This window comes from Martinezella lusitana (assembly GCF_014207095.1).
GTDB classification, from domain to species: Bacteria; Pseudomonadota; Alphaproteobacteria; order Rhizobiales; family Rhizobiaceae; genus Rhizobium; species Rhizobium lusitanum_B.
In genome coordinates this window covers 82,915-104,842 of the sequence record NZ_JACHBG010000016.1, presented here as the reverse complement: position 1 = coordinate 104,842, position 21,928 = coordinate 82,915, and the positions used below count along the sequence as shown (strand labels likewise).

Annotated in this window: 25 protein-coding genes and 2 pseudogenes; 10 read left to right on the top strand and 17 right to left on the bottom strand. The window is 56.7% G+C overall.

Going from position 1 to position 21,928, the window contains the following annotated elements; all coding sequences use genetic code 11:
- Window positions 1–251 precede the first annotated feature (251 nt).
- From imm45 to GGD46_RS24900, 7 genes are all read right to left on the bottom strand, one after another.
- On the bottom strand, window positions 252–632 hold the full coding sequence (gene imm45, locus GGD46_RS24930; RefSeq protein WP_184709018.1) for an Imm45 family immunity protein: 381 nt from the start codon (window positions 630–632) through the stop codon (window positions 252–254).
- A gap of 340 nt (window positions 633–972) precedes the next feature.
- Complete coding sequence (locus tag GGD46_RS24925) at window positions 973–1,314, bottom strand: hypothetical protein (protein WP_184709016.1); 342 nt, start codon at window positions 1,312–1,314, stop codon at window positions 973–975.
- A gap of 8 nt (window positions 1,315–1,322) precedes the next feature.
- Window positions 1,323–1,484 carry a hypothetical protein gene (locus tag GGD46_RS24920; protein WP_184709013.1) on the bottom strand — a complete coding sequence of 54 codons (162 nt, stop codon included), beginning with the start codon at window positions 1,482–1,484 and terminating at the stop codon, window positions 1,323–1,325.
- An 802-nt stretch (window positions 1,485–2,286) separates the two neighbouring features.
- Window positions 2,287–3,165 (bottom strand): shikimate dehydrogenase, encoded by an 879-nt coding sequence (locus GGD46_RS24915; protein WP_246806464.1) that lies wholly within the window; start codon window positions 3,163–3,165, stop codon window positions 2,287–2,289.
- Window positions 3,166–3,303: 138 nt separating this feature from the next.
- Window positions 3,304–3,975 (bottom strand): TetR/AcrR family transcriptional regulator, encoded by a 672-nt coding sequence (locus tag GGD46_RS24910; RefSeq protein WP_184709011.1) that lies wholly within the window; start codon window positions 3,973–3,975, stop codon window positions 3,304–3,306.
- Between the two features lie 83 nt (window positions 3,976–4,058).
- A complete protein-coding gene (locus GGD46_RS24905) occupies window positions 4,059–5,945 on the bottom strand; it encodes a bifunctional sugar phosphate isomerase/epimerase/4-hydroxyphenylpyruvate dioxygenase family protein (protein ID WP_184709009.1) in 1,887 nt (628 codons plus the stop codon).
- A gap of 85 nt (window positions 5,946–6,030) precedes the next feature.
- Window positions 6,031–7,371 carry an MFS transporter gene (locus GGD46_RS24900; protein ID WP_184709007.1) on the bottom strand — a complete coding sequence of 447 codons (1,341 nt, stop codon included), beginning with the start codon at window positions 7,369–7,371 and terminating at the stop codon, window positions 6,031–6,033.
- A gap of 311 nt (window positions 7,372–7,682) precedes the next feature.
- On the opposite strand from GGD46_RS24900, the pseudogene GGD46_RS34545 reads away from it, so the two are divergent.
- Window positions 7,683–8,277, top strand: a pseudogene (locus GGD46_RS34545) (IS6 family transposase); the annotation flags it as partial.
- 206 nt (window positions 8,278–8,483) lie between these two features.
- Here the strand turns inward: GGD46_RS34545 and GGD46_RS24890 are convergent.
- On the bottom strand, window positions 8,484–9,707 hold the full coding sequence (locus GGD46_RS24890) for a multidrug effflux MFS transporter (protein ID WP_184709005.1): 1,224 nt from the start codon (window positions 9,705–9,707) through the stop codon (window positions 8,484–8,486).
- 192 nt (window positions 9,708–9,899) lie between these two features.
- Here GGD46_RS24890 and GGD46_RS24885 point away from each other — a divergent pair, with 192 nt between their 5' ends.
- Window positions 9,900–10,553: a TetR/AcrR family transcriptional regulator gene (locus GGD46_RS24885; RefSeq protein ID WP_184709003.1), complete on the top strand. Its 654-nt coding sequence runs from the start codon at window positions 9,900–9,902 to the stop codon at window positions 10,551–10,553.
- 453 nt (window positions 10,554–11,006) lie between these two features.
- Here GGD46_RS24885 and GGD46_RS24880 read toward each other — a convergent pair whose 3' ends face one another.
- The 4 genes from GGD46_RS24880 to GGD46_RS24865 form a co-directional block, all read right to left on the bottom strand.
- Window positions 11,007–11,426 carry a GNAT family N-acetyltransferase gene (locus GGD46_RS24880; protein ID WP_184709001.1) on the bottom strand — a complete coding sequence of 140 codons (420 nt, stop codon included), beginning with the start codon at window positions 11,424–11,426 and terminating at the stop codon, window positions 11,007–11,009.
- A gap of 313 nt (window positions 11,427–11,739) precedes the next feature.
- Window positions 11,740–12,111, bottom strand: a complete 372-nt coding sequence (locus GGD46_RS24875) for a VOC family protein (protein ID WP_184708999.1) — start codon at window positions 12,109–12,111, stop codon at window positions 11,740–11,742.
- Between the two features lie 33 nt (window positions 12,112–12,144).
- Window positions 12,145–12,918 (bottom strand): SDR family NAD(P)-dependent oxidoreductase, encoded by a 774-nt coding sequence (locus tag GGD46_RS24870; protein WP_184708997.1) that lies wholly within the window; start codon window positions 12,916–12,918, stop codon window positions 12,145–12,147.
- A gap of 11 nt (window positions 12,919–12,929) precedes the next feature.
- A complete protein-coding gene (locus GGD46_RS24865) occupies window positions 12,930–13,310 on the bottom strand; it encodes a hypothetical protein (RefSeq protein ID WP_184708995.1) in 381 nt (126 codons plus the stop codon).
- Window positions 13,311–13,363: 53 nt separating this feature from the next.
- Here GGD46_RS24865 and GGD46_RS24860 point away from each other — a divergent pair, with 53 nt between their 5' ends.
- Together GGD46_RS24860 and GGD46_RS24855 are read left to right on the top strand one after the other, a co-directional pair.
- Complete coding sequence (locus GGD46_RS24860; protein WP_184708993.1) at window positions 13,364–14,002, top strand: TetR/AcrR family transcriptional regulator; 639 nt, start codon at window positions 13,364–13,366, stop codon at window positions 14,000–14,002.
- Window positions 14,003–14,236: 234 nt separating this feature from the next.
- Entirely contained in the window at window positions 14,237–15,346 is a 1,110-nt protein-coding gene (locus tag GGD46_RS24855; protein WP_184708991.1) for a sulfite oxidase, read from the top strand.
- Between the two features lie 170 nt (window positions 15,347–15,516).
- Here GGD46_RS24855 and GGD46_RS24850 read toward each other — a convergent pair whose 3' ends face one another.
- From GGD46_RS24850 to GGD46_RS24840, 3 genes are read right to left on the bottom strand one after another with little or no spacing between them, the layout of a single operon-like run.
- Entirely contained in the window at window positions 15,517–15,726 is a 210-nt protein-coding gene (locus tag GGD46_RS24850) for a hypothetical protein (RefSeq protein ID WP_184709071.1), read from the bottom strand.
- A gap of 41 nt (window positions 15,727–15,767) precedes the next feature.
- A complete protein-coding gene (locus GGD46_RS24845; protein ID WP_184708989.1) occupies window positions 15,768–15,971 on the bottom strand; it encodes a hypothetical protein in 204 nt (67 codons plus the stop codon).
- A complete protein-coding gene (locus tag GGD46_RS24840) occupies window positions 15,968–16,453 on the bottom strand; it encodes a DUF1223 domain-containing protein (protein ID WP_184708987.1) in 486 nt (161 codons plus the stop codon). Before GGD46_RS24840 ends, GGD46_RS24845 begins: the two co-directional genes overlap by 4 nt.
- A 225-nt stretch (window positions 16,454–16,678) precedes the next feature.
- On the opposite strand from GGD46_RS24840, the gene GGD46_RS24835 reads away from it, so the two are divergent.
- The 4 genes and pseudogenes from GGD46_RS24835 to GGD46_RS24820 all read left to right on the top strand — a co-directional run.
- Complete coding sequence (locus tag GGD46_RS24835; protein ID WP_184708985.1) at window positions 16,679–17,539, top strand: cytochrome b/b6 domain-containing protein; 861 nt, start codon at window positions 16,679–16,681, stop codon at window positions 17,537–17,539.
- Window positions 17,536–18,312: a molybdopterin-binding protein gene (locus GGD46_RS24830; protein WP_184708983.1), complete on the top strand. Its 777-nt coding sequence runs from the start codon at window positions 17,536–17,538 to the stop codon at window positions 18,310–18,312. Before GGD46_RS24835 ends, GGD46_RS24830 begins: the two co-directional genes overlap by 4 nt.
- A gap of 54 nt (window positions 18,313–18,366) precedes the next feature.
- Window positions 18,367–18,633: a hypothetical protein gene (locus GGD46_RS24825; protein ID WP_184708981.1), complete on the top strand. Its 267-nt coding sequence runs from the start codon at window positions 18,367–18,369 to the stop codon at window positions 18,631–18,633.
- 790 nt (window positions 18,634–19,423) lie between these two features.
- Window positions 19,424–19,965: pseudogene (locus tag GGD46_RS24820) on the top strand (IS6 family transposase); the annotation flags it as partial.
- Between the two features lie 22 nt (window positions 19,966–19,987).
- Here the strand turns inward: GGD46_RS24820 and GGD46_RS24815 are convergent.
- Window positions 19,988–20,350: a hypothetical protein gene (locus GGD46_RS24815; protein WP_184708979.1), complete on the bottom strand. Its 363-nt coding sequence runs from the start codon at window positions 20,348–20,350 to the stop codon at window positions 19,988–19,990.
- Window positions 20,351–20,541: 191 nt separating this feature from the next.
- A complete protein-coding gene (gene cydX, locus GGD46_RS24810; RefSeq protein WP_184709063.1) occupies window positions 20,542–20,661 on the bottom strand; it encodes a cytochrome bd-I oxidase subunit CydX in 120 nt (39 codons plus the stop codon).
- A gap of 342 nt (window positions 20,662–21,003) precedes the next feature.
- On the opposite strand from cydX, the gene GGD46_RS24800 reads away from it, so the two are divergent.
- Window positions 21,004–21,162: a VOC family protein gene (locus GGD46_RS24800; RefSeq protein WP_184708977.1), complete on the top strand. Its 159-nt coding sequence runs from the start codon at window positions 21,004–21,006 to the stop codon at window positions 21,160–21,162.
- A gap of 42 nt (window positions 21,163–21,204) precedes the next feature.
- Complete coding sequence (locus GGD46_RS24795; protein ID WP_210325712.1) at window positions 21,205–21,909, top strand: DUF899 family protein; 705 nt, start codon at window positions 21,205–21,207, stop codon at window positions 21,907–21,909.
- Window positions 21,910–21,928: the final 19 nt, after the last annotated feature.

Sequence of the window (21,928 nt, the reverse complement as noted above, 5' to 3'; positions counted from 1 at the left end):
GAACGAACATCTTCCATTCTGCAGTTACGGTGACAGTGCGCCATTTCCTTAATGATGACTTTGGTTTGATCGCGAAAGAGGATTTGCACGCGCTCGTTCCCGCTTTGGGTGGCGTGATGTGGAATATCAGTGACGGCGACCCGAGCAAGACGGGCATTTGTTTGCTGTAGTCAGGTCTGGAATCTTATTGAGTTCACTGTCACCGTAATTCCGATGTATGAGACTGCCATGTTTACTGTGGTCTGTGAAATCTAACTCTGAATGGCAGCTTGAGTGAATGCGGGGTAAAACCGATCTCGAATCAGAACTTGTTCGATTGGGCAATCTGGATAAGCCCACTCCGCCCAATTCTCGATAAGCCATTTCGCTTTCAGGCCATGCGCCATTTCAAGGCCGCGAGATTCTGATGGAAATGTCGCCAGTAGCCTTCCAGCTTTGAAGCCGGAAGCAACTATCAGCCCAAAGCCTCTTTTGAGCTGGTCAATCAAATCAACGGCCATGAAATCTACATAGTCTTCATAGGGCCATTTGCCAGAACACCGCAGAATTGCGCCAGGCGAAATAAATTCACCTTCAAATTCTGACAGGTGCTCCCAATGCTCAGTGCCAACGTGAGGATTAATTGAATTCATATCATTTTACCTTCAAATCATGAATCCCAGGGGAAACGGTTTGCTTTGGAGTAGATGTTAAATCAATCCTGACCTTCTGTTGCCATACACCTTTTGCGTTTGTCATTTCAAAAGTACCATGCAACGTATCAACCGCATATAATGTGCCGTCAGGCGCGACGTAGACGGTCCGACCATTCAAAGTCGAGAGATCAGTAGATTTAACCCACCCGTTGGAACTACTGTGACAGTGCACTAATTTTTCGCGGTAGTGGACTTGGTTTTGCGGCCGGGGGCGAGATGAGCAAGGGCGGCACCAAATAGGATGTGCGTTCTTATTGAGTGCACTGTCACCGTAATTCTATTTTTTATTGCTCGATGACTTAAAATCCGAAATCATGTTCTCCAATAAAATCGAGGCCATGCCAGGTATACCCGCGAGCTTCCAGGCTTCGAAATAATCAGGAAAATTGCTGTGAATTCTGTTGCCAACGGTTATATTTTTTTTATCCTGGCCTACATAACCGAATTCCACTATAAATTGCAGATGCATGATGGCCATTGATCGCAATCGTCTAGAGTGCCGATCTAATCTTTCAAATAGCTCTACATCCGAATATTTGGATGTTCCTTCCAGCATTGCCAAAAGTTCGGCGTATCGTCCCAATCCCATCGCCTCATCCACCAAATCTCCCTCGGCCATTTTAACTCCTATTTGCTAAATGACACGGTTGGCTGATAGCCGGAGGTTACCGTCACTTTGGTATAGCCCAGCGACTGCATCGACTTACCTAAAGGTGTTCCCATTGCAGCCTGTTCGGGAGTCGTGCCGGGAACCGCCAACAGGCCGTTATATTTTTCGAGATTTGTCAATCCGAGCTTCCCAGAAACATTATTGATGGTTTGCCGGCTGCTGCTCCTGCGCCATTGCCGGGAAATCAAGAAGCGCCGAGGAAAGAAAAACTGCCGATGTCAGGATCTTGAAGGAAAGGGTCTTATTGGCGGGGGACATACAAAATACCCAAAGTCAAAGCCAGTCGTTTGCGCAAGGCGTACCTCGCTCAAGCGGCATATCGGTCAAAAATTCATGAAGATTCACCTGAAGGCGGTGTGGCCGATCATGGGCCTGCTGCGATCAATACCAGTTCTCTAAAAAAATACAGCGGAAAGTAGCGTCAACGCGCCGCGCTACACGCTCATTTTCAGATGGTCTTGTAAAATCTGCAACACGGACGTTCAACAATTGAGTAAAATTGTCGGCGGAGATGATCGATCCCTATCTCCACGGTGGCGCAAATTGCAATTGCCGCGCAGACTCGGATATTTGATCTCGACGGTGGCGTTGAAGCGGCGGCGCTCCCGCAATCGGGGCGCCTAAGTGCTCGGGGCGAGGATGCAACGGCCATATTATTGCTCTTGAAGAAATATGGACTCATGATCCTTCAGAGGCATTGCCGGTTCAAGCGACCTCATCTAATGAAAACAACCACTTACGCTATCCAAGGTGGTAATCTATCTTTTGGAACTATAGCCGTGGCTTTAAAAATGTTGCTGTGTTGTGGACGTCGGCAGCATTTGATTTGGCGCGAAAATGGCCATCTCCAAACTTGTTCGTCCCCGGGCTTGTTCTGCGGGCGAAGTGACTCGCTTAGTCCGTTTCTGGGCGCGGCCGATGTCAAGCGGGCTTTGTGCGCAGTGAATCGAAATGCTGCATCATGCGTTCCGCATTCGGGCGCATGCCAGTGAACAGTTCGAAGGCTTTTACGGCTTGGAACACCGCCATGCCGCCGCCATCGAGAACGCGGCAGCCTGTCTGCCGGGCGCGCTTCACCAATTCGGTTTCGATCGGGAAATAGACGATTTCGGCGACCCAAAGGCGGTCTGACAGAAGTTGTGCGTCGAGTGGCAGCCCGGGATGGGCGGCCATGCCGGTTGGCGTTGCATGAACCAGGCCGTCGGCGACATTCAAGGCCCCTGCAAGATCACGACCAACCGAGAAACGGCAAGCGCCGTGTGCCGGCTGAAGCTGATCCACAAGCGCCTGCGCCCGCACAGGATCCAGATCGAATATCTCCACGGAATGCGCGCCCATCTGCGCTACTGCGTGCGCAACGGCAACGCCAGCTCCGCCCGCACCCAGTTGCACGACGCGGCCAAGCGAAACGCCGGCCAGCCCTCGCCGGAAGCTTTCGGCAAATCCCCACCAATCGGTATTGTGGCCGATCCTGCGCTTTCCTTGAAAAACGATCGTGTTGATGGATTTCAGCGTCTCGGCATCGGGTGATAGTTCATCTACCAGCGGGACTGCCGCCTGCTTGCAGGGATGGGTGATGTTGAGGCCGGCAAAGCCCTGTGCCTCAGCTTCATCGACAAGGGTCGGCAGGTCCGAGACCGTGAGGTTGCGCACGTCCAGGTCGATGAGATCGTAGCGATAGGATAGCCCGCAATGTCCGCCCTCGCGCATATGCATCGCAGGCGTCAGCGAGCGGCCAATGCCGGCGCCGATCAATCCAACATGAAGCTGACGCGGAACCATAGCGGCTTGCGTGTTCAATCTTTCCTCCCGAGTAGCAAAATAAAGCCATGCCACATGGCTGACGAAAAATGTACGAACTAGTACGTAAAGTCAATATGACCGCAGTTCTGCATACCGGCTGAAGCGCCAGCGGACACCAAACAGTTTGGCGTGAATTCAGATCAAGTCGGGAGACGGAGTTTTCAGGAAAGCAATAATAGTGTCTACTATCAAAGACTTGTGCCGTTTCTTCAATTCCTCGGAGGAAAGGTCGCGCTCGAAGATCGCCCCGAAAGTATGTCGATTAGAAACGCGAAAAAAGCATTGTGCGCTGATCATCATATGCAGATCGACCGGATCTACCCTGCGCACGAAGCTCCCATCGGCATAGCCCCTTTCGAGGATTTCCGTGACGATATCGATGACGGCAATGTTCATCTGCGACAGGACGACCGAGCGCTTCATATGTTCGGCGCGGTGAATGTTTTCGATACTGACAAGCCGTACGAAATCCGGATTTTGGTCGTCGTGATCGAAGGTGCTCGCGATCAATTGCGCCATGGCCTGGACGGGCGGCATGTTTTCGAGATCGAGTTCGCTCTCGAGCGTGCGGATCTTCGTATAGGCCTGCTCGAGAACGGCAAGATAGAGCCCTTCCTTGCTTCCAAAATAATAATAGATCATGCGCTTGGACGTCTTGGTGCGTTCGGCGATCTCGTCGACGCGCGCACCGGAAAAGCCGGCTGCGACGAATTCTTCGGTGGCGATCTTCAGGATGTTTTCCTTGGTCGCGTCTGGATCGTTCTTTCGCGTGAGACGCTCGATCTTGGCCGCTTGCGCTTTGGTCATGCCTTGCCCGTCTTCCTGGGTCTGTCCCTGCCCATCATTGAAGATCAAAGCTTTAACACAGGCTTTACGCCGATGGGGAGAGCCTAAAGTTTCGGCAGACCAATCGGTCGCAGATGCCGCCTCAGTGCCGCGATACGAAAGATGGCATTCGCCGCACCATAGCCGCGATAGCCGCTGCGCTGGACGATTTCGAAGAAGAATCCTTCGCCATAGGTCGGGCTGTAAAGCTGGAAATATTCGCCGTGATCGTCGCGGTCGTAGAGGATGTTGTGCGCCTTGAGACGGTCCGTGAAAGCCGGCTCCAGGCCGAATCGCGCCTCCAGATCGTCGTAATAGTTGGGCGAGATCATCAAGGTGGCAAAACCGTTATCCGACAAGGCGGCAGCCGTCGCGAAGATATCATCGGTCGCAAAGGCCAGATGCTGAATGCCGGAGCCGAAGGTCTCGGCGATGAAATGACCGGCCAAGGTATTGCGATTTTCCGCGCCGTTCAGCGTGATACGCAAGGTACCCGGCTCGTTTTCGACGACTTGGCTGCGAACGATACCGGCAGGATCGATGATGTCGACCATCGGTGTCTTATGCGCATTCAATATCGCCGTGTAAAAGAGCAGCCAGGTCAACAGCTCCTCATATTTCATCGTCTGTGCGACATGATCTATGCCCGTCAGCCCGACCGTCTGCAGATTGGTGTCGTCAATGACAGGATCGAATTCGATCTCCCATATGCGGCCGAGCGCGCTCCTGCGATCGAGGAAATACAGGATGCCGCCGCCAACGCCCCTGACAGCAGGCATCTCGATCTCGCCGGCGTCCAGTGGCTGCTTAAAGCGTTCGGCACCAAGGGCTACAGCCCGCGCAACCGCCGCTTCGGCATCGTCCACCCACAATCCCATCGCATAAGCCGACTGCCCGTGCAGAGCATAGGAGGCACCGGCAAACCCATCCGGGTCGGTATTGACGACAAGGTTGATGTCGCCTTGCCGGAAAACATCGACACGCTTGCTCCTGTGGCGCCAGACATGGCGAAAGCCGAGGGCACGTAGCCGATCCGAGAGGACGGATGTCTCCGCCTCGTCGACTGTAAACTCGACAAAGGCAATGCCCTCCACCTCGGCGCGCGCCGGCATGAGCGGTAGGGTGAGGCCACTATTTTCCGCGCGACGAACCTGGTCGCCGAGATAGATGAGCGAGCGCCGGCCATCGACGGCAATGGCGCTCGGCGAACCGCCGCGAAACTGATCGTTGAAAATCTCCAGCGAGAGGTAGCCATCATAACCTGTCGCAGCGACAGCTTTCATGAATTCCAGCACGGGAAGATCGCCCTCTCCGGGCATGTTGCGGAAATGGCGGCTCCAATAGAGAAGATCCATATCGATCAACGGCGCGTCGGCAAGCTGGATGATGAAGATCTTCTCTTTCGGGATCGATCGGATCGAATTGACATCGATCTTTCGCGAAAGCGTATGGAAGCTGTCGAGAATAAGGCCGATATTGGGATGATCGGCCCGACGGACGATTTCCCAGGCGTCGCGATGATCGTGAATGTGCCGACCCCAGGCAAGCGCCTCATATCCAACGCGCAGGCCGCGCTTGGCCGCTCTTTCGCCGAGTTCGAAGAAGTCGGCCGCAGCGCGATCGATACCGCCCAGAGCCACCGACGAAACGTTCGAGCAGACAAGAACGAGATCGGTGCCCATCTCCTGCATCAGGTCGAACTTGCGTTCGGCACGATCGAATGTTCGGCTGCGCAAGGGTTCGGGCATGCCCTCGAAGTCCCGGAAGGGCTGAAAGAGTGTGATCTCCAACCCATGATCCCTAACCATTTTCCCGACCTGGCGTGGCGATTCATCGAAGGCGAGGAAATCGTTTTCGAAGATCTCCACGCCATCAAAACCTGCCTTGGCGATGGCGTGAAGCTTTTCCTTCAGGTCACCGCTGATCGAAACGGTTGCAATCGAGGTTTTCATTGTTTCATCCCGTTCACTTGGCGATTTTCAACAAACTCATCCGCGATCGCTTGATATCATCGCAGTCCCGATCAGAGGCTCACAGCTATGCCGTCCGGTCGGCATGGCCGGTCGAGGCGGCAAAGTGCCGTGCATCCTTGCCTAGTCGGTCGATCGGCGTCTGGTAAGTCTCTGTTGCGGTTGCTGCGGAAACAGCAGCAATCAAGGCTGTGATCGAAGTAAACACGGCAACCGGCACCCATCCCATGGGACCGTTACCCATCAGGGCGGCGCTGATCGTCGGGGCAAAACCGCCGAGTGCAAAGCCGATCTGGGTACCGACGGCCATGCCCGACAGGCGGACGCGGGTGTCGAACATTTCCGCGTAGAGCGCCGGCCAGATGCCGTTGGATGCGCTGTAGACGACACCTGAAAGCAGAATGCCGAGGACGAAGACGAGCGTGATATTGTTCTGGCTGATTGCCCAGATGTAAGGCCAGATCAGCACCGCACAGCCGACGGCGCCGAAGATGAATATGGGTTTGCGACCGACTCGGTCTGCAAGAATGGCCCATGCGGGGATCGCGCCAAGCGCCACGATATTGGCAAGCACCAGGACGGTCAGCATCGTCGAGCGATCGATATGCATCGTGTTGACGGCATAAGACAGCGTGAAGACGCTGAAGATGGTGCTGACGACGGATATCAGCGCAGCAAAGATAATGCGCAGGACATCGGCCCAATAGTTGGTCAGCAGCGAGACCAAAGGCAGCTTCGCCACCTCGCCTTTCTTCGTCTCCTCAAGGAAGGCCGGCGTTTCCGCCAGCGTACGGCGCACCCAGAAGCCGACGATGACGACGGCAAAGCTCAAGAAAAATGGAATGCGCCAGCCCCATGACAGCAGCGCCGCCTCGTTCAGTGCCCCCAACGGAATGAAGACCAGGGTCGCAAGGATCAGGCCGGCCTGCGTTCCGCTCAGTGTGAAGCTGGTGAAGAACGCCCGCCGGTTTTCGGGCGCATGCTCGAGCGTCATCGAGCTTGCCCCGGCTTGCTCGCCCGCAGCTGAGACACCCTGCAGCAATCGCGCAAGAACCAGAAGAATCGGCGCCAAAATGCCGGCCTGGCCATAGGTCGGTAGGCAACCGATGATGAAGGTCGAGAATCCCATAAGAAGCAGCGTGAAGGTCAGCACCTTCTTGCGGCCGAACTTGTCGCCGATATGCCCTAGGATCACCGCACCCAGTGGCCGCATGATGTAGGCGACGCCAAAGGTCGCAAAGGAAGCGATCGCCGCCGTTTGCGGATCTTCCGCTGAAAAGAATATTTTCGGGAAGATCAGCGCTGCTGCCGTCCCATAGACAAAGAAATCATAATATTCGACAGCACTTCCGAGCCAGCTCGCAAGAGCGGCACGTCCAGGCGTCTTATGGTCTGTTGACATTTTCATCATCATTCCTCCCCAGAGCATCTCAATTGCAAAGAAATGCTGCATCCGTGAGCGCCGAACCTCCGTCAGCACCCCTTCGCATGACATCCAAGCTACTTGGCAGTCACCGGCACCGCTCACGGCAGCGCTCGTCACTCCTCTGATGAAATAATGTACGAACTAGTTCGTTTTGTAAAGCGGCGGCAACTTGATAGTTGTTCGACGCGCTTGCGCGGGCGACACCGAACCGCTTCTCAGTTGTGGCAGCGGCAGGTTGTGCCTGCGGTGTTTTCACATTTCTTGAGTCTTGAAGGGATGAGGACCAAGCGGCGGTGTCACGTTATCTGTGGCTTAACGGTTCGCGGACAATGCGGTGGGCATGAGCGAACCCATCATCAGCTATGAGAACCATCGCTTTCCGCCGCAGATTACTGCCCGCGCAGTCTGGCTCTATTTTCGGTTCCCTCTGAGCCTATGGCTGGTCGAGGAGATGCTGCTCGAGCGTGGCGTTGTTGTTTCGTATGAAACGATCGGCGATGGGGCCGGAAATTCGGTCCATCCTATGAAAGCGAGTGCGCCGCAAGGAGCATTCGCGAAAGGACGTCTGGCATCTGGGCGAGGTGGTGATTTCCATCTGCCGCCGAAGGTATTGGCTGTGGCGCGCCGTCGATCAGAGCGGCCACGTTCTCGATGAAACCGTGCAGACCCGCCGCGATACCAAGCCGCCAAGCGGTTGCTGATCAAGCGTTAAAGAAGCAAGGGCTGAGGCCAAGGCGCATCATCACTGACAAGCTGCGATCGTACGGCGCGGCGAAACGGCAAGTCATACCGGATGTCGAAGGTCAGTCGCCCAAAGGTCTCAGTAATCGGGTCGAGAACTCCCATCTACCGCTACGAAAACGTGCTCTGGCTCGTGCCAGGAGTATTACCCTTACCGGCAGCAACATTGCAGAACTGGAAGCTCTCGCTGCAGCCGCTGACGTGAATCCCCAGGCTGGTGGGAAAAAGATACGCAAGCCTGAAGCTCCGCTGTCCGAAGATTTTGGAGCCGCTGCGAAGGCGCATTTCGCTCGCGCTGAAGAGGCCCCGGTGCGAGCGACCTGCACAAGCCGCTGCAATCGGTGACACAAGATCTATTCAGCCGCGACCACATGCCTGCTCTTCAGCACTGCGATCGAAAGGAGGAATACGACGGCCGAGCAGATAGCGATGATGGCTACCATCGGTCTCGCCGTACCGTCCATAAACATACCGCTGACGCCAACCACCAGCGCCGATGTCATGAACTGGACCGTCCCCATCATCGCCGAGGCCGTGCCGGCGATGCGGCCATAGTGTTCAAGCGCCAGTACCGCCGCATTCGGCACGATCATTCCAAGGAAAGCGTAGCCCGCAAACAGGAGGGCCGCCATGATGTCGAGGCGATCAACCCCACCGGCCATTATGACAGCCAGCGCCAACATCGTCAGCACATAACCAGAAGCCGCACCGCGAATCACCTTGCGCAAACCAATCCGGCGGGCAAGCCAACCGTTCATCTGCGACATGCCGATGAAGCCGATGGCATTCACCGAAAAGACGAGACTGTAAAAGGTCGGAGAGAGCCCGTAATGGCCGATTAGTACGAAGGAGGAGTTGGCGACATAGATCATGTAGCTTGACATGCCGAAGGAGGCCATCAGCACCAGACCAAGATAGTACGGGTCCCTAAGGAGTGTTCCATAGGCTTTCAATGCTCCGCCGAGGCTGCTTTCACTGCGAACCGCAACCGGACGGGTCTCCTCAAGGAAAAAACGGCCCGCGACAAAACCGACAACACCGGCGAAGACCATGACCCAAAAGATCAGTCGCCAGCTCCCGAACACCGTCACCATGCTGCCCGCGAGCGGCGCCAGGATGGGTGAGATACTGAAGACCAACATAAGCCGCGACATCAGTTGCGCGGCGGCGGCCCCCGTATGCAGGTCGCGCACGATGGCGCGGGCAATCACGACGCCGGCACAGGCGCCGGTGCCCTGAATGAAACGGAAGGCGACCAGCGAGCCAATATCGGTGGAGAGCGCGCAGCCGATCGCGCCGAGGATGTAGAGCACCAGACCGACATACAGAGGCCGCTTGCGGCCAAACATGTCCGACAGTGGACCATAGATAATCTGCGACACAGCCATGGCGGCGAAGAAGGAGATCAGGCTTGCCTGAACTGCATGGCTGTCAGCGTGAAGGTCCAGACTGATCGTCGGCAACGCGGGTAGATACATGTCGAGGGCAAAGAGACCGACGGCTGAAAGGAGGCCAAGAACGATGGCATGGTGGGAGCCGCCGGCTCCGGCGGATGAAGCGGAATCCTTGCTCTGCACGGCAAAAACCTTTCCCGCACACTATTCCCCGGACGAAGCAAAGCCTCATACAAAAAGCATGTGACGAGGGTTGAGTGGGCGATTATAGATGGGACAATGGAAGACGGAGATGGTTCCAACGCATAGCCCGTCATTCCTGTAAAATATTTTGGACAGTATTGTCCAATTGGTCAAGTCCTATATGGTGGTGTCATGAAAACTTCGCCCGCAGCGGTTTCTTCCGAGACAGAGAGTTGCCCGCCCACCACCAGCAAACGTCAGGCAATCTTGAACGCGGCCGCAGGCGTTTTTGCCGAGGACGGGTTTGCAGCGGCGAGCATCGATGCCATTGCAGCAAGAGCCGGCGTGTCACGTCAGACGGTGTACAATCAACTCGGCGACAAGGATAATCTATTCAAGGTTGTAGTTGCGGAAATCACCGAGAAGTCGAGCGCCGACTTCTTTCGGGTGTTGGATACATTTCCCGTGGCGCCTATCGATCTCGAAAAGGAACTGACCGAATTTTCAGCGCTTCTCCTGCGCAAGGCAGTCTGCGATTCGAATGGTCGCTGGCTACGCAAGCTCCTGGAGACCGAAGGTGGCAGATTTCCCGAACTGTTTGAGACCTGGAAGGAGTACGGACCAGGCAAGAAATACCCCGCAATCGCAGCTCGCCTGGCACAGCTCGCGCTGGCTGGTTATCTAGACATAGAGGATCCGGCACTTGCCGCGCGCCAATACATGGCGCTGCTCGCGACAGATCTGCGGATCAACCAACAGATCGGTCGTCCAACTCAAGAGGAAGAGGTCCACCGCATGGCAGGAGAGGCAACGAAGACCTTTCTGCGCGCATTCGGCAAGCGCTAGTGGTATCGCGACCGCAACTGTAATAGAAAGCATGTCGCTCTCGCAGGCAGACTTCTCGTCTCCGCTGCGCGCTAGATATAACCCCTGGTCACGGGCATAGCTGCGTCCGATCGAAGACGTTCGGCGCCATCGGCCGAAGTCTGACCGTCGTTACCGCGGCCAATGCGCCTACATCGACCGTATGAGCAACGCAAGCACCGAGTGCTGGCTCCGCCCTTGTGACTAACGCCGAGTAGTTTGCGAAGCTCTTGAACCGATGCGATGCGATGACCGTATTGTTGCAAACAGCCATCCGTTTGATATTCCTCAGTAATCGACATCCATCTTGTTTGCGTGGAATGACCGATTTGGGGCCGGAAGCTGACCATCTGCTTTTGCATGACCACGCAAGTTAGCTGCCATTCAGCTGCAGATCAGCCGACGAAAGCACTGTCGAGCCCAAAAGCTGTCATCTCATTTCAATGGGATCAGGCCGGCGCTCGTCGGTTTGAAGCCACAGGCGTCGAAATAAAACGGCCCGAGATGTGGATCGAAATCTACATGCAGCCACTCGCAGTCTGTCCGCTTTGTATGGGCGACAGCCTCTTCGATGAGGGCCTTCCCAATCCCCTGGCGTTGGAAAGCGGGAGCGACCATGGTGTCCAGGTCAAATGCATGCACTCCTCCATCCCACGCCACGTTCACGAACCCGACCAACCTCGCCGGTCGACGAATGCAAACCCATCCTAGACTGAAGTGATTGACTTGGGCCCACCAGTCGTCCGCCAACTCCCGGTGTTCAAAGCATTTCGCGTGGAGAGCGTTGACCTCCGCGTTCTCGAAGGCTCCGCGCCATTCAGCAATTCCCGAATTGTGAGATGAAGGAAAAGGCATAGTCACTCTTAGATCGCCGCCGTTGTCCAGGCAAGGTCCGCATCTGTCCAGTATTGCCTTAACGAAGACAGTCCACTTTCCACTCAATCGGGACATTCAGCACAAGCAAGCCGAGCGGCGGCTTTCGAGAAACTTCCGGCCCGCGCGAACGGTCGGAATGGGAAGGCGCATAGCAGCTCGGTCGATTACCTCAAACGAGGGGCCGTTGCACCGAGGCACATGGCGTCGATGGTGCTCGATGCGGACCTACGGCGCTGCCAGTAAAATGGCTGCGCTGCGCCGACGATCGTCAACCGGGCATGCGTGACTGCCGTCATCCCAGCGGATCGGCCGTGAAGAATTCGTAGCTGTTGCCATCGTCGTCCCAGACATAAACCCCGCGCCCGCCATTCAGGTGATTTATCGCCTGGTCTCGCGCAAACGGCCCCGATCCGAACAGTAGCGCGCCCGCCGTGGCGCGGCGCAGAACCGCATCGAATTCCCGGTCGCTTACCAGGAAAGCGAAATGACCGAAGGCGAAGGCACCCTGGTCATAGAAGTCGAACGTCAGCCGATCGTTGACCCGCACGGCGGCGAACGGTCCCGAGACGCGCATGGGCGCCGCGTCGATCAGGTCGGCGAAGAAGCGAGCTGCCGCCGCTTTGTCGGTGCAGTGGACGATGGCGTGATTGAGCTCGAGATCCATGTGGTAATACCTTTTCGAAAGAATGATCGGCAATCAGTGCATCAACCGGCCGCCAGCGATGTCGAGCGTCGCGCCGGTCAGCCAGCCGGCGCTTTCCGACGCCAGGAACAAGGTCGCCGCGGCGATATCGGCCGGTGTTCCCAGTCGGCGCAGCGGATGGGCATCGGCGATCTCCTGTCGCACGGCGGGCGGCATGTGCTCCGCCGTGCGATCGGTCAGCACCGCGGACGGCGATATGCAGTTCACGCGCACGCCATCAGGACCCAGATCTCGTGCGAGTTGCTGGGTGAGCAGGACGATCCCCGCCTTCGCGACACCGTAACCGAGTGGCGCCGAGGAAGGAGCGCGGCCGGCGGTCGAGGCCATCGTGACTGCAGCGCCGCGGCCGCTTTTCTTGAGGTCCGCCGCGAAGGTTCGCAGCGTGAGGAAGGTCGCAGTGACGTTATTGTCCAGACTGGAACGCCAATCCCGCTCGGTCACCTGCTCGATCGGCGCGGGCCGGCTCGTGCCGCCACCGGCAAAGGCGATCAGGATGTCGAGGCCACCCTGTCGTTCGATCAGGGTGGTACGCGCGGCCTCGAGTTGATCGGCGCTGGTACAATCGAGCTCGATCGCCGCATGGCCCGCCGAAATGGCGGCGAGTGAGGCTCGGACGTGCTCGATCCGCGACCGGTCGCGTCCGACGATCGTCACCTGGACGCCGTTATGAGCGAACCAGCGCGCTGTCTCGGCGCCGATCCCGCCGGAGCCGCCGGTGATCAGCGCGGTTTTGCCAGCGAGATCGGGAAACAGGGGAATGTTGAGCATTGCCATTTACCTCAGACGTACCGTGCCACGGCCATGCAGATGATCGTGACGACAAGCAGCGCGGCGGACACGCGATAGCCGGAGGCGGCCCGCGGCGACGCCTCCTCGGATAGCATCGCCGCCCGGATCATTATGATCTGGACCAGCAAGGCCATGATCGCGGCGGCGGCCCCCGTCGCGAGGATCATTTCGGTGCGTTGGAAGCTGCCTTGATGAAGCAGATACCAGAGCAGCCCCCCCGACAGGACCGAGACGCTCGCCGCGCCGATCTGCGGACGGAACAACGCGGCACCCCCCTGCCCGCCGTTTCTGGCGAGAACGAAGGTTGACCCTGCCCAGAAGATCGACGACAGGACATGGACAGCGATGGTGATAATCAGCAAGATTTGCATTGCGAGGCTCCGGATCGACAGGCCAATCTCAAATTAGATATACAGGTTGTATAATGAATATTTCCAGCAAATCGTCAAGACCCTATTCGACCGAAAAACGCGAAGCGAAGGCGGCGGAGACGCGGGCGCGTCTGGTTGCTGCGGCTCTGGACATTCTCCGCCAGTCCGGCGGACAGGCACTGTCGCTCGAATCCGTGGCCAGGGCGGTCGGCGTCACGCGGCTGACCGTCTACAACCAATTCGGCTCGCGCAATGGGTTGCTCGAAGCCGCGTTCGACGCGGTTGCCGAGCAAGGCAATCTGACCGGCCTCGCCAAGGCGATGGCGATGCCCGAGCCGCGTGCCGCGCTCGCCTGGGTTGTCAGAACATTCTGCGATTTCTGGATGTCGGATGAAGGGCTTGGCGGAATCTTCGCCGCAGCGGCGATGGATGCCGAATTGAGCGAGGCACTGGCCGCGCGTAACGAGCGGCGGCGCGCATTGTTGGGAATATTGGTCGATCGTCAGGGCATTGCCGAGGGACAGGCGAAAGCCGACATCGTCGACCTGCTGTTCACGCTCACGAGTTTCGCGACCTTCACCACCTTACGCGGCGAACAGCGCGACGGCGAGGCAGTGTGCGCCCTGTTGCTACCACTTTGTGATCAGATCTTTTCAGGGGAGCCTAGATCGATCTCGCCTGCCGCGACCTGATCAAATGGCAGTTTCCGGGCACTGCGGCGAATGTGCTGAACGGCAACTATGAGGGCGCAATGCGGTCAAGACCGCCGTCGGCCCCTTTGCTGCCGTTCAAGATCGATCCGAGGAACGTGCGGTATGTGCTAGGATGCGGCCAGAAGGCGGAATGCGACAGCACTGCGAGTGACCGAACCGGAATTCTTGCGATCGAGAGCCGACGCTGTACTCTTGGAAGGGGAGACGAGGACGATGCCGATACCGCAGCAACCCAGTCTAATAGTTCGACAGAAATCCCCACAGAACATCGAGTTTCCGTTTGCGTCGCTCTCCGATTGGCTGATCCCAACCGAGCTGTTCTTCGTGCGAAACCATTTCCCGTCGCCGGACCTCGATGCGCGAGACTGGAGATTACGCGTTGACGGGGCAGTGGAGCGGCCGATCGAACTTGACCTCGACAGCATCAAGGCAATGCGGAGCACGACGTTGACCGCCGTCGTCGAGTGCGCAGGGAACGGGCGCGTCTACTATGTGCCGCCGAAGGAGGGGTTGCAGTGGCAGAACGGCGCTGTCGGCAATGCCACGTGGACAGGTGTTCCCCTGCGCGAGATTTTGGAAATGGCGGGCGTTAAGCGAACTGCATGCGAGGTAGTGCTCGCAGGCGCCGACAGCGGCCTTGTCGACGCGAACAAGAAGACGGCTTCTCCCGGCCCCATCGCTTTTGCGCGCAGTTTACCGCTTGAGAAGGCCATCGCTGACATTACGATGCTTGCCTATTCGATGAATGACGAGCCGTTGACGCGCGATCACGGCTATCCGTTACGGGCGGTCGTGGGTGGCTGGTTCGGCATGGCTTGGGTCAAGTGGATCACACATATCACGGTTGTGGAGCAACCATTCCTTGGCTACTGGCAGGCGCGCGACTATTTCCGTTGGGAGCGCAACCTCGGGGAACCCAGGCTGGTCCCTCTTGCGGAGATGGAGGTCAAAGCGCAGATCGCGCGTCCCATACAGGGGGCGCGTCTCATCGTCGGCCAACCGTATCGGATTTTCGGAGCCGCCTGGAGCGGAGAGGCTGCGATCCGGCAGGTGCAGGTCTGCACCGGAGATGGCAGGGGCTGGCGCGAGGGAAAGCTCCTCGAAACAGAACATCCCTTTGCATGGCGCTTGTGGGAGTACATGTGGACCCCTGAAGACGTGGGGCGATATATACTGCGATGTCGCGCGATCGATGGGGCGGGGTGCGTGCAGCCAGACCTCCAGCGTTCCGACTGTGAGAGCTACGTGGCCAATTGGATTGTTCCGGTGGAGGTTACGGTTGTTCCCGAACCCCAGACATACGAGGAGGAGTTCGTGATCTAATCACCCGTATGAAGCGGAGCGGCGGCTCATGGCGCAACTGCGACCCGCGTTGTCACTGCGTCATGTCCGCTTCGCAGCAACAGCGACGGGCGGCTCGATGACCATTATGAAGGCGCGAAGCTGCCCTACTCCCCAGCCCGCTAAAATCCGCTTAGGGTCGATAGCGAACTTCAATCGCCCGTTCGTTCTGCGTAGTTCCACGGTGAGAGATCCCCAGTCTGGCTCTGCTTGTGGCCGTTAACGATGGCGATGAGCGTGCTGGTCAAATATGTGAGCAGCCAGTGGGTGGCAAACATATGGACTTCGCCGACTGCGAACGCTCCGTCCTGCGTTAGATATGGAAACAAATCGCGCGAGATCGGCGTGCTGCTGACCAGCATAATCGTCAATGCCGTAGCAAGGCATGCGATTGTGGCAGCGTTCAGCAGCCTTGAGCTGTCGCTGAGGTTTCGCGGGATGTTTGAGACCATCGCCTGTTGAAAACATTGTGGACGATCGCGAGCGCAAAGAGCGCGGTGCCGAAGCGTTCGTGCGACGGATTGCCGAGCCACCAGTAGGCAAGGCACAGGACGACAAGAGCAAGGCTCGCAAAATCGAGGATGAGGCGGATCCGCAACGTCTTCAAATCAACCAGACATCCGCCGCCGTTCCACGGGCATCGCCGCGGCCTATCTCTGTACGGATCTGGTTCAGCGTAATTGCCGGTCCTTTCAAGTGAGAGGCGGTTGACAGAAGTCCGGTCAGCTCTAAGAGGTTGTTTCCAACAACAGTCTTCGTGCCGTTAATATTCATTTGGGGTGTGAAAGGCCCAGACTGATGCAACGGTGCCTCATATGCAATCTGTCGGTCTGTAAACGCCTGCTTTCCAAATATGTCCTTCCAGCCGAGATAGTCCCAATATGTCACTGCAAAGCTCAATGTCAGAACATCATCGCGCTTGCTGAGCTTTATCAGGTTGGCATTGGCGGGGGGACAGGACGAACGCCCCTGGCTGGTGAAGAGTTCGACAACCATGAGAGTATGGTGGTCAATCGGTGCCCCATGGGAAATACCCGCCATGCCGCACACGGCCGTTCCAAAGATGATTAACTTCGCCAGTTGCCTCATCGCTTCTCCTCCAGTGGTTCCATCATAGGCTTCGCAATGAGACCGTCGCCTGTTACAAGCTCACGGCTTTGTGACCACAAGACCGAGTCTGCCTGGACAAGCGATCCAAGTTTTTAGGAGTGGAGCTAATCCGTCTCTCAAAGATTATTTCGCTGCGCCTGTAACAAGAGTATTTTATCACCCGTATTACCCGATAGTACCGTAGCCAGCTCTGGAGGAGTGACCATGGCGAACGTGGACCATCTGGAAACAGCGCCGCCGACGCGCCGGAAGACGACCTTCATTCACCGTCATTCGGTGCTGACGCGCATTACACATTGGCTCAATCTCCTTTGCCTAAGCCTGCTTCTGATGAGCGGTCTGCAGATATTCAATGCACATCCATCCCTATATTGGGGGCAATACGGTGCCGATGCCGATCCATCCTGGCTATCGATCGGAGCGGTCCAGGACGGAGACAGCGCACGTGGCCTTCTACGCGTTGGGAGCCTCTCTCTTGTGACAACGGGCGTTCTGGGTGTTTCGCGGGTCGGCGATGATGTGACAGAGCGCGGTTTTCCTTCTTGGGCAACCATCCCGAGCTACCAGGATCTCGCGACCGGCCGTCGGTGGCATCTGTTTTTTGCCTGGCTCTTCGTGATCAACGGATCGATCTACTTGCTGTACGGCTTCCTGGGCGGTCATTTCCGGCGCGATCTTGCGCCGAGCGCCGATGAGCTCTCACCCACTCATCTCAAACAGGAAATCGCCGACCACGCGCGGCTACGCTTCCCGAAAGGAGAAAAGGCACGCCACTATAATGCTCTCCAGAAACTCGCTTATCTGATTGTTATCTTCGTTCTGCTGCCGCTGATGCTTGCGACAGGGCTGACCATGTCACCCGGCATGGATGCCGGCTTCCCCTTCCTGCTCGATTTATTTGGCGGCCGGCAGTCGGCACGCTCCATCCATTTCATCTGCGCCTGGTCGATCGTCTTCTTCGTCCTGGTGCATGTGGCAATGGTCATCCTCTCCGGTCTCTGGAACAACATGCGCTCAATGATTACTGGCCGCTACGGAATCGAAACCGGAGGAGATGGGGAATGACATTTTCTATCACTCGACGCGATCTCCTGATCGGATCGGCCGCGGGGCTTGGCGCAATCGGTCTCACGGGCTGCGACGAGGTCGCCCACAGCGCCAAAGTTCAGACCGTGCTGGCGATGGCAGAGACGCTCACAATGAAAAGCCAGCGACTTTTAGTCCCGGGCGACAGGCTGGCCCGCGAATTTTCGGAGGCGGACCTCTCACCCACCTTCAGATCGAACGGAACCAGTCAACCGGATGGCGATGAATATGCCCGGATGATAGCGACGGGTTTTGCAGATTGGCGGCTAAAGATCGACGGCCTGGTGGAGCGCCCGGTCGCCCTCTCGTTGGCGGATCTGAAAAGGCTGCCATCGCGCACGCAAATTACACGGCACGACTGCGTTGAAGGCTGGAGCGCTATCGGAAAATGGACGGGCGTGCCGCTTGGCCCCATCCTCCAGAGTGTGGGTCTGAAACCTACGGCCCGTTACGCGGTCTTCTACTGTGCCGATCAGCTCGAACAATCGATCGATGGCAGCGGCACCTATTACGAGAGCGTCGACCTGATCGATGCCTTTCATCCGCAGACAATACTTGCCTATCAGCTCAATGGCAAAGATCTCGAAGTCGCTCATGGCGCGCCGCTCAGACTGAGGGTCGAACGTCATCTTGGCTACAAGCATGCGAAATATCTGATGCGCATCGAAATCAAGGAGAGCTTTGCCAGCCTATGGGGTGGCAAAGGCGGTTTCTGGGAGGACCGCGGCTATGAGTGGTACGCGGGGATTTAATCGCCTGGAAAACGTCTGACTGCGGGCAATTGTGCCCATCAAGAGGAGGAAAACATGATCAAACTTGCGATTGCGACTGCTTTGCTGATGTCAGCTTTCACATTGCCGACGCACGCCGCGAACACGATGATGAAATGCGATGACGCCTCGATGATGAAGGCGCAGAGTGACGTGGACGCGATGACCGGCCCGATGGCGAAGGAAAAGAAAGCCACGGCGTCAAAAGAAATGATGATGGCCAAAGAGTCGATGAAGGCCAAAAAAATGGACGATTGCAAGATGCACATGGACAAAGCCATGAAGAGCATCGGCAAGATGTAGAAGCTATCCATGGCGACCGGCCAACATCCGGTCGCCACCATCATTTGTCAGATTGGTCAAATCCCTGATGACAGTCCGCGCGCGGCAGGGCCGCTCGTGGTCTAAAACTTGGTTCCGCGTTCGGTTCTAACGAGCGCATGGGAATTGATGACGAGCCTCCAAGAACGAAGTTAGCTTCCTCTTGCGCTTGCTGTCCAACGCTCCAGTGCGGCTCGCTACGGCGCACGGATTGGCTATAAGTTCGCGCGCCTGCACCCTTATCTCCTGCCTCTGGAGTACGACATAGGCTATCGCATAAACGAGCAGCAGGCGGTAATCAGCCCCGAGAACATCGTGTGGATTTTCGCTTTGAGATGAGCCGTATTTCCATTTTGATCCTGATCCGGCCTGCCTTCGGTAGTGATTTGAAACGGTTGATTAATTCGACTCTGTTCCCGATCATTGGGAGCGACAAGCCTGATTGAGTTGGCGCAGAAATCAAAACGTACATTTGCATTGTGTCCACGACCTGATATCCATCCCCTTATAAACCTCATAATTGTAATATTCGCCGTTTTTCTACCATTAGATGCAATTATTGTGGCACAGCCAGCTGACGCAAAGGTCTCTGTCCGCATTGCGCCTGCGGAACGGTGCGAGGAGCGCATTGTTAACGTCATCGACAACGCGCAATCATCGATCCGCGTGCAGGTTTCAGCCCGGATTGCCGACATCAGAGCGGAAGTCGGCACGGTTGGTCGTACCGCAGTCTCCCGGACCTGCCGATCCAGGGCAGTGAAGTGATGGTCAATCAACAAGCTGGCGCGTCGATGAAACCTATGTGAAGGTCGGCGGACAATGGACTTACCTTTACCGGGCTGTCGATAAATTCGGCAACCTCTCGCCGATGCGCAACGCCAAAGCCGCCAAACGCTCTCCCGGCAAGGCCTTGAACGGCCTCAAAGGCTGGGAAAAACCAACCGTCATCAACACCGACAAGGCGCCGCCTTACAGCATCGCGATTGCAGACCTGAAGGCCGAAGGAAAATGCCCTGGAGAGCTGGTGCACAGGCAGGTCAAATATTCGAACAATGTCGTCGAGGCCGACCACGGTAAACTGAAACAACTGATAATGCCGGTGAGAGGGTTCAAGACGTTGAAATCAGCCTACGCGACAATCAAGGACTTCGAGGTCATGCAGGCTTTGCGCAAAGGTCAGGCTGCATTTTCAATCTGACGGCCGACTTTCATGGGAAAGCCCATATAGCTGAACGTGCTTTCGGCATCGGACCAAGCTCGTTGACGGAGGCGGCAGGCTTACTCACCCAAGAACTGGAAGGTCACACCGCGTGACGACCGAGATCATAGAGCCTCATCAACCGCCCGGAATTTTTGCAACAGAGCCATTTGGATCGTGCCCATTGTCTGAAGTCGACATATTTTGCCTGGCCTCATCTAATTTGTTGTATGCGGCCTGAATGATATCGATATCGGAAACATGGCCGATTGCAGCCAGCTTATACATCACGTTCCCGACGGCGATATCTATGCGGGTTGGCTTATCTGAATACACTTTCTTGGCGATCGGCTGAACGAATTCCCATTCGCCACCCATCGCATAATATAGCTCCAGCGACCGACGTATAAATTCCTCCCTTCGATCTTTGGCGTTCAGCAAGGACTCTCTCCCTGCCTTCAAATCCATCAATTTGACCGCATTATTCTGATATTCGCTCATCTCGCCCTTCAATGAATCATCTTTCCTTCCATTCAATATTCAAATCGTAAACATACTCTATAGCTTGAACGGGCCGGCATTTTGCGCAGTTGAGCTTGCCAGGTGACCACCGCATACGAGCAGGTTCCGGCCATCGCTCGTGCGTGAACGACGACCGAGATTACGTCAATCCTCTTGCGAATATGCCACCTTCATCGGGTGGGCAGCTGCAGGATCTCGTCCGCCGGGTCTTCACGCAAGATACGCAGCTCGTACCAAAGCGCATTCAGGATGCCCATCGACGCTGCCAGCCCCAATCCAAGAATGGATATCCTGCCCCAAGTGCATTATGGCCATTTTAAGGGTTAGGGGATCAGTCTTGTTGCTGCAAATGCATGGCGAAGACCTCTGCCGGGGCTTTCTAGCCGAGGCACTTTCTCGGCTGGTCGTTGAGCATGCGCGCAAGCTGGTTGAGGGTTGCTTGTGGCAAATGGGCGGGGTCGGTATTGGTCGGTAGGAAGCGGCGAATGCGTTGATGATCTTGTCCATGACCGGACGCAAGTGCCGGCTTGGGTTCTTGATCATCACGGTATAGCGGCTCTTGCGCTCCACAAGCGACGTGACATGGTGGCCTCCAGCTCTGGTGCGACGAGGAGCGCGCCGGAAAAGCCGTGATGACCATCGTCGTGACCGATCTCGCCGCGGAAAAGGAACGTCTGTCTGCGGAAGGCATTTTGCCCGAGACGGAGGCTCGCGGATCCTTCGGCGCGGTTGCGAGTTTCTTTGATGAGGAGAACAACCGGATCGTTCTCGCTGAACCGCCGAAAAGCTGATCCGAGCACGAAATGCCTGCCATTTTTCAAGGGAGCGAACAGATGAACATGAGTGAGTTGAAACCCGCTACAGAGCTGGCTGCGAAGCGAGTGTCCCGGTTCAAGAATGAAAGCCCGCAATATTCCGAGGCCAGAACGGCGCTGCTGGCAGAAGAAATCGAAGTCCGACGTCACCTCACCCGGCTTGCAGAGCAACGGCGGAACTTGCCCTCCGGTCCGGTTGTCGAAAAGGACTATCGTTTCAAGGACGAGAATGGCAGCGAGATCGGGCTTGCGGAACTCTTCGGAGATCACGACACGCTTGTGACCTACTTCTGGATGTTCGGCCCACAGCGCGATCGGCCCTGCCCGATGTGCACAAACTTCCTTGGCGGGGCGAACGGCAACGGGGCCGACGTCAAACAACGGGTCGCGTTCAAAATCGTTGGCCGAAGCCTCGTGGAGCGGCAACGGGCCTTTGCCATGGAGCGAGGTTGGCGTGACCTCGATTTCGTTCAAACTATAGGTGACGACTATGCCCGAGATTTAGGCCTGCTCGATGATGAGGGTCACGAGTATCCGGGCTTCACGGTTTACCAGAAGAAGGGCTCAGAGGTTCGTGTCTTTTACAATGCCGAAATGCCCAGCGAAGCGGCCGATCCCGGCCAGGATCCGAGAGGTGCTGTCGATATCGCACCGCTGTGGAATATTCTCGATATGACTCCGGCGGGGCGCGGCGCCGACTGGTATCCGAAACTAAACTACTGACATTCAACTTTAAGCGCCG

Bases quoted from the DNA above. Each gene is read 5' to 3' on its own strand.
- imm45 (WP_184709018.1), bottom strand. From the start codon at position 632: ATGAATTCAATTAATCCTCACGTTGGCACTGAGCATTGGGAGCACCTG.
- GGD46_RS24925 (WP_184709016.1), bottom strand. From the start codon at position 1,314: ATGGCCGAGGGAGATTTGGTGGATGAGGCGATGGGATTGGGACGATAC.
- GGD46_RS24910 (WP_184709011.1), bottom strand. From the start codon at position 3,975: ATGACCAAAGCGCAAGCGGCCAAGATCGAGCGTCTCACGCGAAAGAAC.
- GGD46_RS24905 (WP_184709009.1), bottom strand. From the start codon at position 5,945: ATGAAAACCTCGATTGCAACCGTTTCGATCAGCGGTGACCTGAAGGAA.
- GGD46_RS24900 (WP_184709007.1), bottom strand. From the start codon at position 7,371: ATGAAAATGTCAACAGACCATAAGACGCCTGGACGTGCCGCTCTTGCG.
- GGD46_RS24885 (WP_184709003.1), top strand. From the start codon at position 9,900: ATGAAAACTTCGCCCGCAGCGGTTTCTTCCGAGACAGAGAGTTGCCCG.
- GGD46_RS24880 (WP_184709001.1), bottom strand. From the start codon at position 11,426: ATGCCTTTTCCTTCATCTCACAATTCGGGAATTGCTGAATGGCGCGGA.
- GGD46_RS24875 (WP_184708999.1), bottom strand. From the start codon at position 12,111: ATGGATCTCGAGCTCAATCACGCCATCGTCCACTGCACCGACAAAGCG.
- GGD46_RS24870 (WP_184708997.1), bottom strand. From the start codon at position 12,918: ATGCTCAACATTCCCCTGTTTCCCGATCTCGCTGGCAAAACCGCGCTG.
- GGD46_RS24865 (WP_184708995.1), bottom strand. From the start codon at position 13,310: ATGCAAATCTTGCTGATTATCACCATCGCTGTCCATGTCCTGTCGTCG.
- GGD46_RS24860 (WP_184708993.1), top strand. From the start codon at position 13,364: ATGAATATTTCCAGCAAATCGTCAAGACCCTATTCGACCGAAAAACGC.
- GGD46_RS24855 (WP_184708991.1), top strand. From the start codon at position 14,237: ATGCCGATACCGCAGCAACCCAGTCTAATAGTTCGACAGAAATCCCCA.
- GGD46_RS24850 (WP_184709071.1), bottom strand. From the start codon at position 15,726: ATGCTGGTCAGCAGCACGCCGATCTCGCGCGATTTGTTTCCATATCTA.
- GGD46_RS24840 (WP_184708987.1), bottom strand. From the start codon at position 16,453: ATGAGGCAACTGGCGAAGTTAATCATCTTTGGAACGGCCGTGTGCGGC.
- GGD46_RS24835 (WP_184708985.1), top strand. From the start codon at position 16,679: ATGGCGAACGTGGACCATCTGGAAACAGCGCCGCCGACGCGCCGGAAG.
- GGD46_RS24830 (WP_184708983.1), top strand. From the start codon at position 17,536: ATGACATTTTCTATCACTCGACGCGATCTCCTGATCGGATCGGCCGCG.
- GGD46_RS24825 (WP_184708981.1), top strand. From the start codon at position 18,367: ATGATCAAACTTGCGATTGCGACTGCTTTGCTGATGTCAGCTTTCACA.
- GGD46_RS24815 (WP_184708979.1), bottom strand. From the start codon at position 20,350: ATGAGCGAATATCAGAATAATGCGGTCAAATTGATGGATTTGAAGGCA.
- GGD46_RS24800 (WP_184708977.1), top strand. From the start codon at position 21,004: ATGACCATCGTCGTGACCGATCTCGCCGCGGAAAAGGAACGTCTGTCT.
- GGD46_RS24795 (WP_210325712.1), top strand. From the start codon at position 21,205: ATGAACATGAGTGAGTTGAAACCCGCTACAGAGCTGGCTGCGAAGCGA.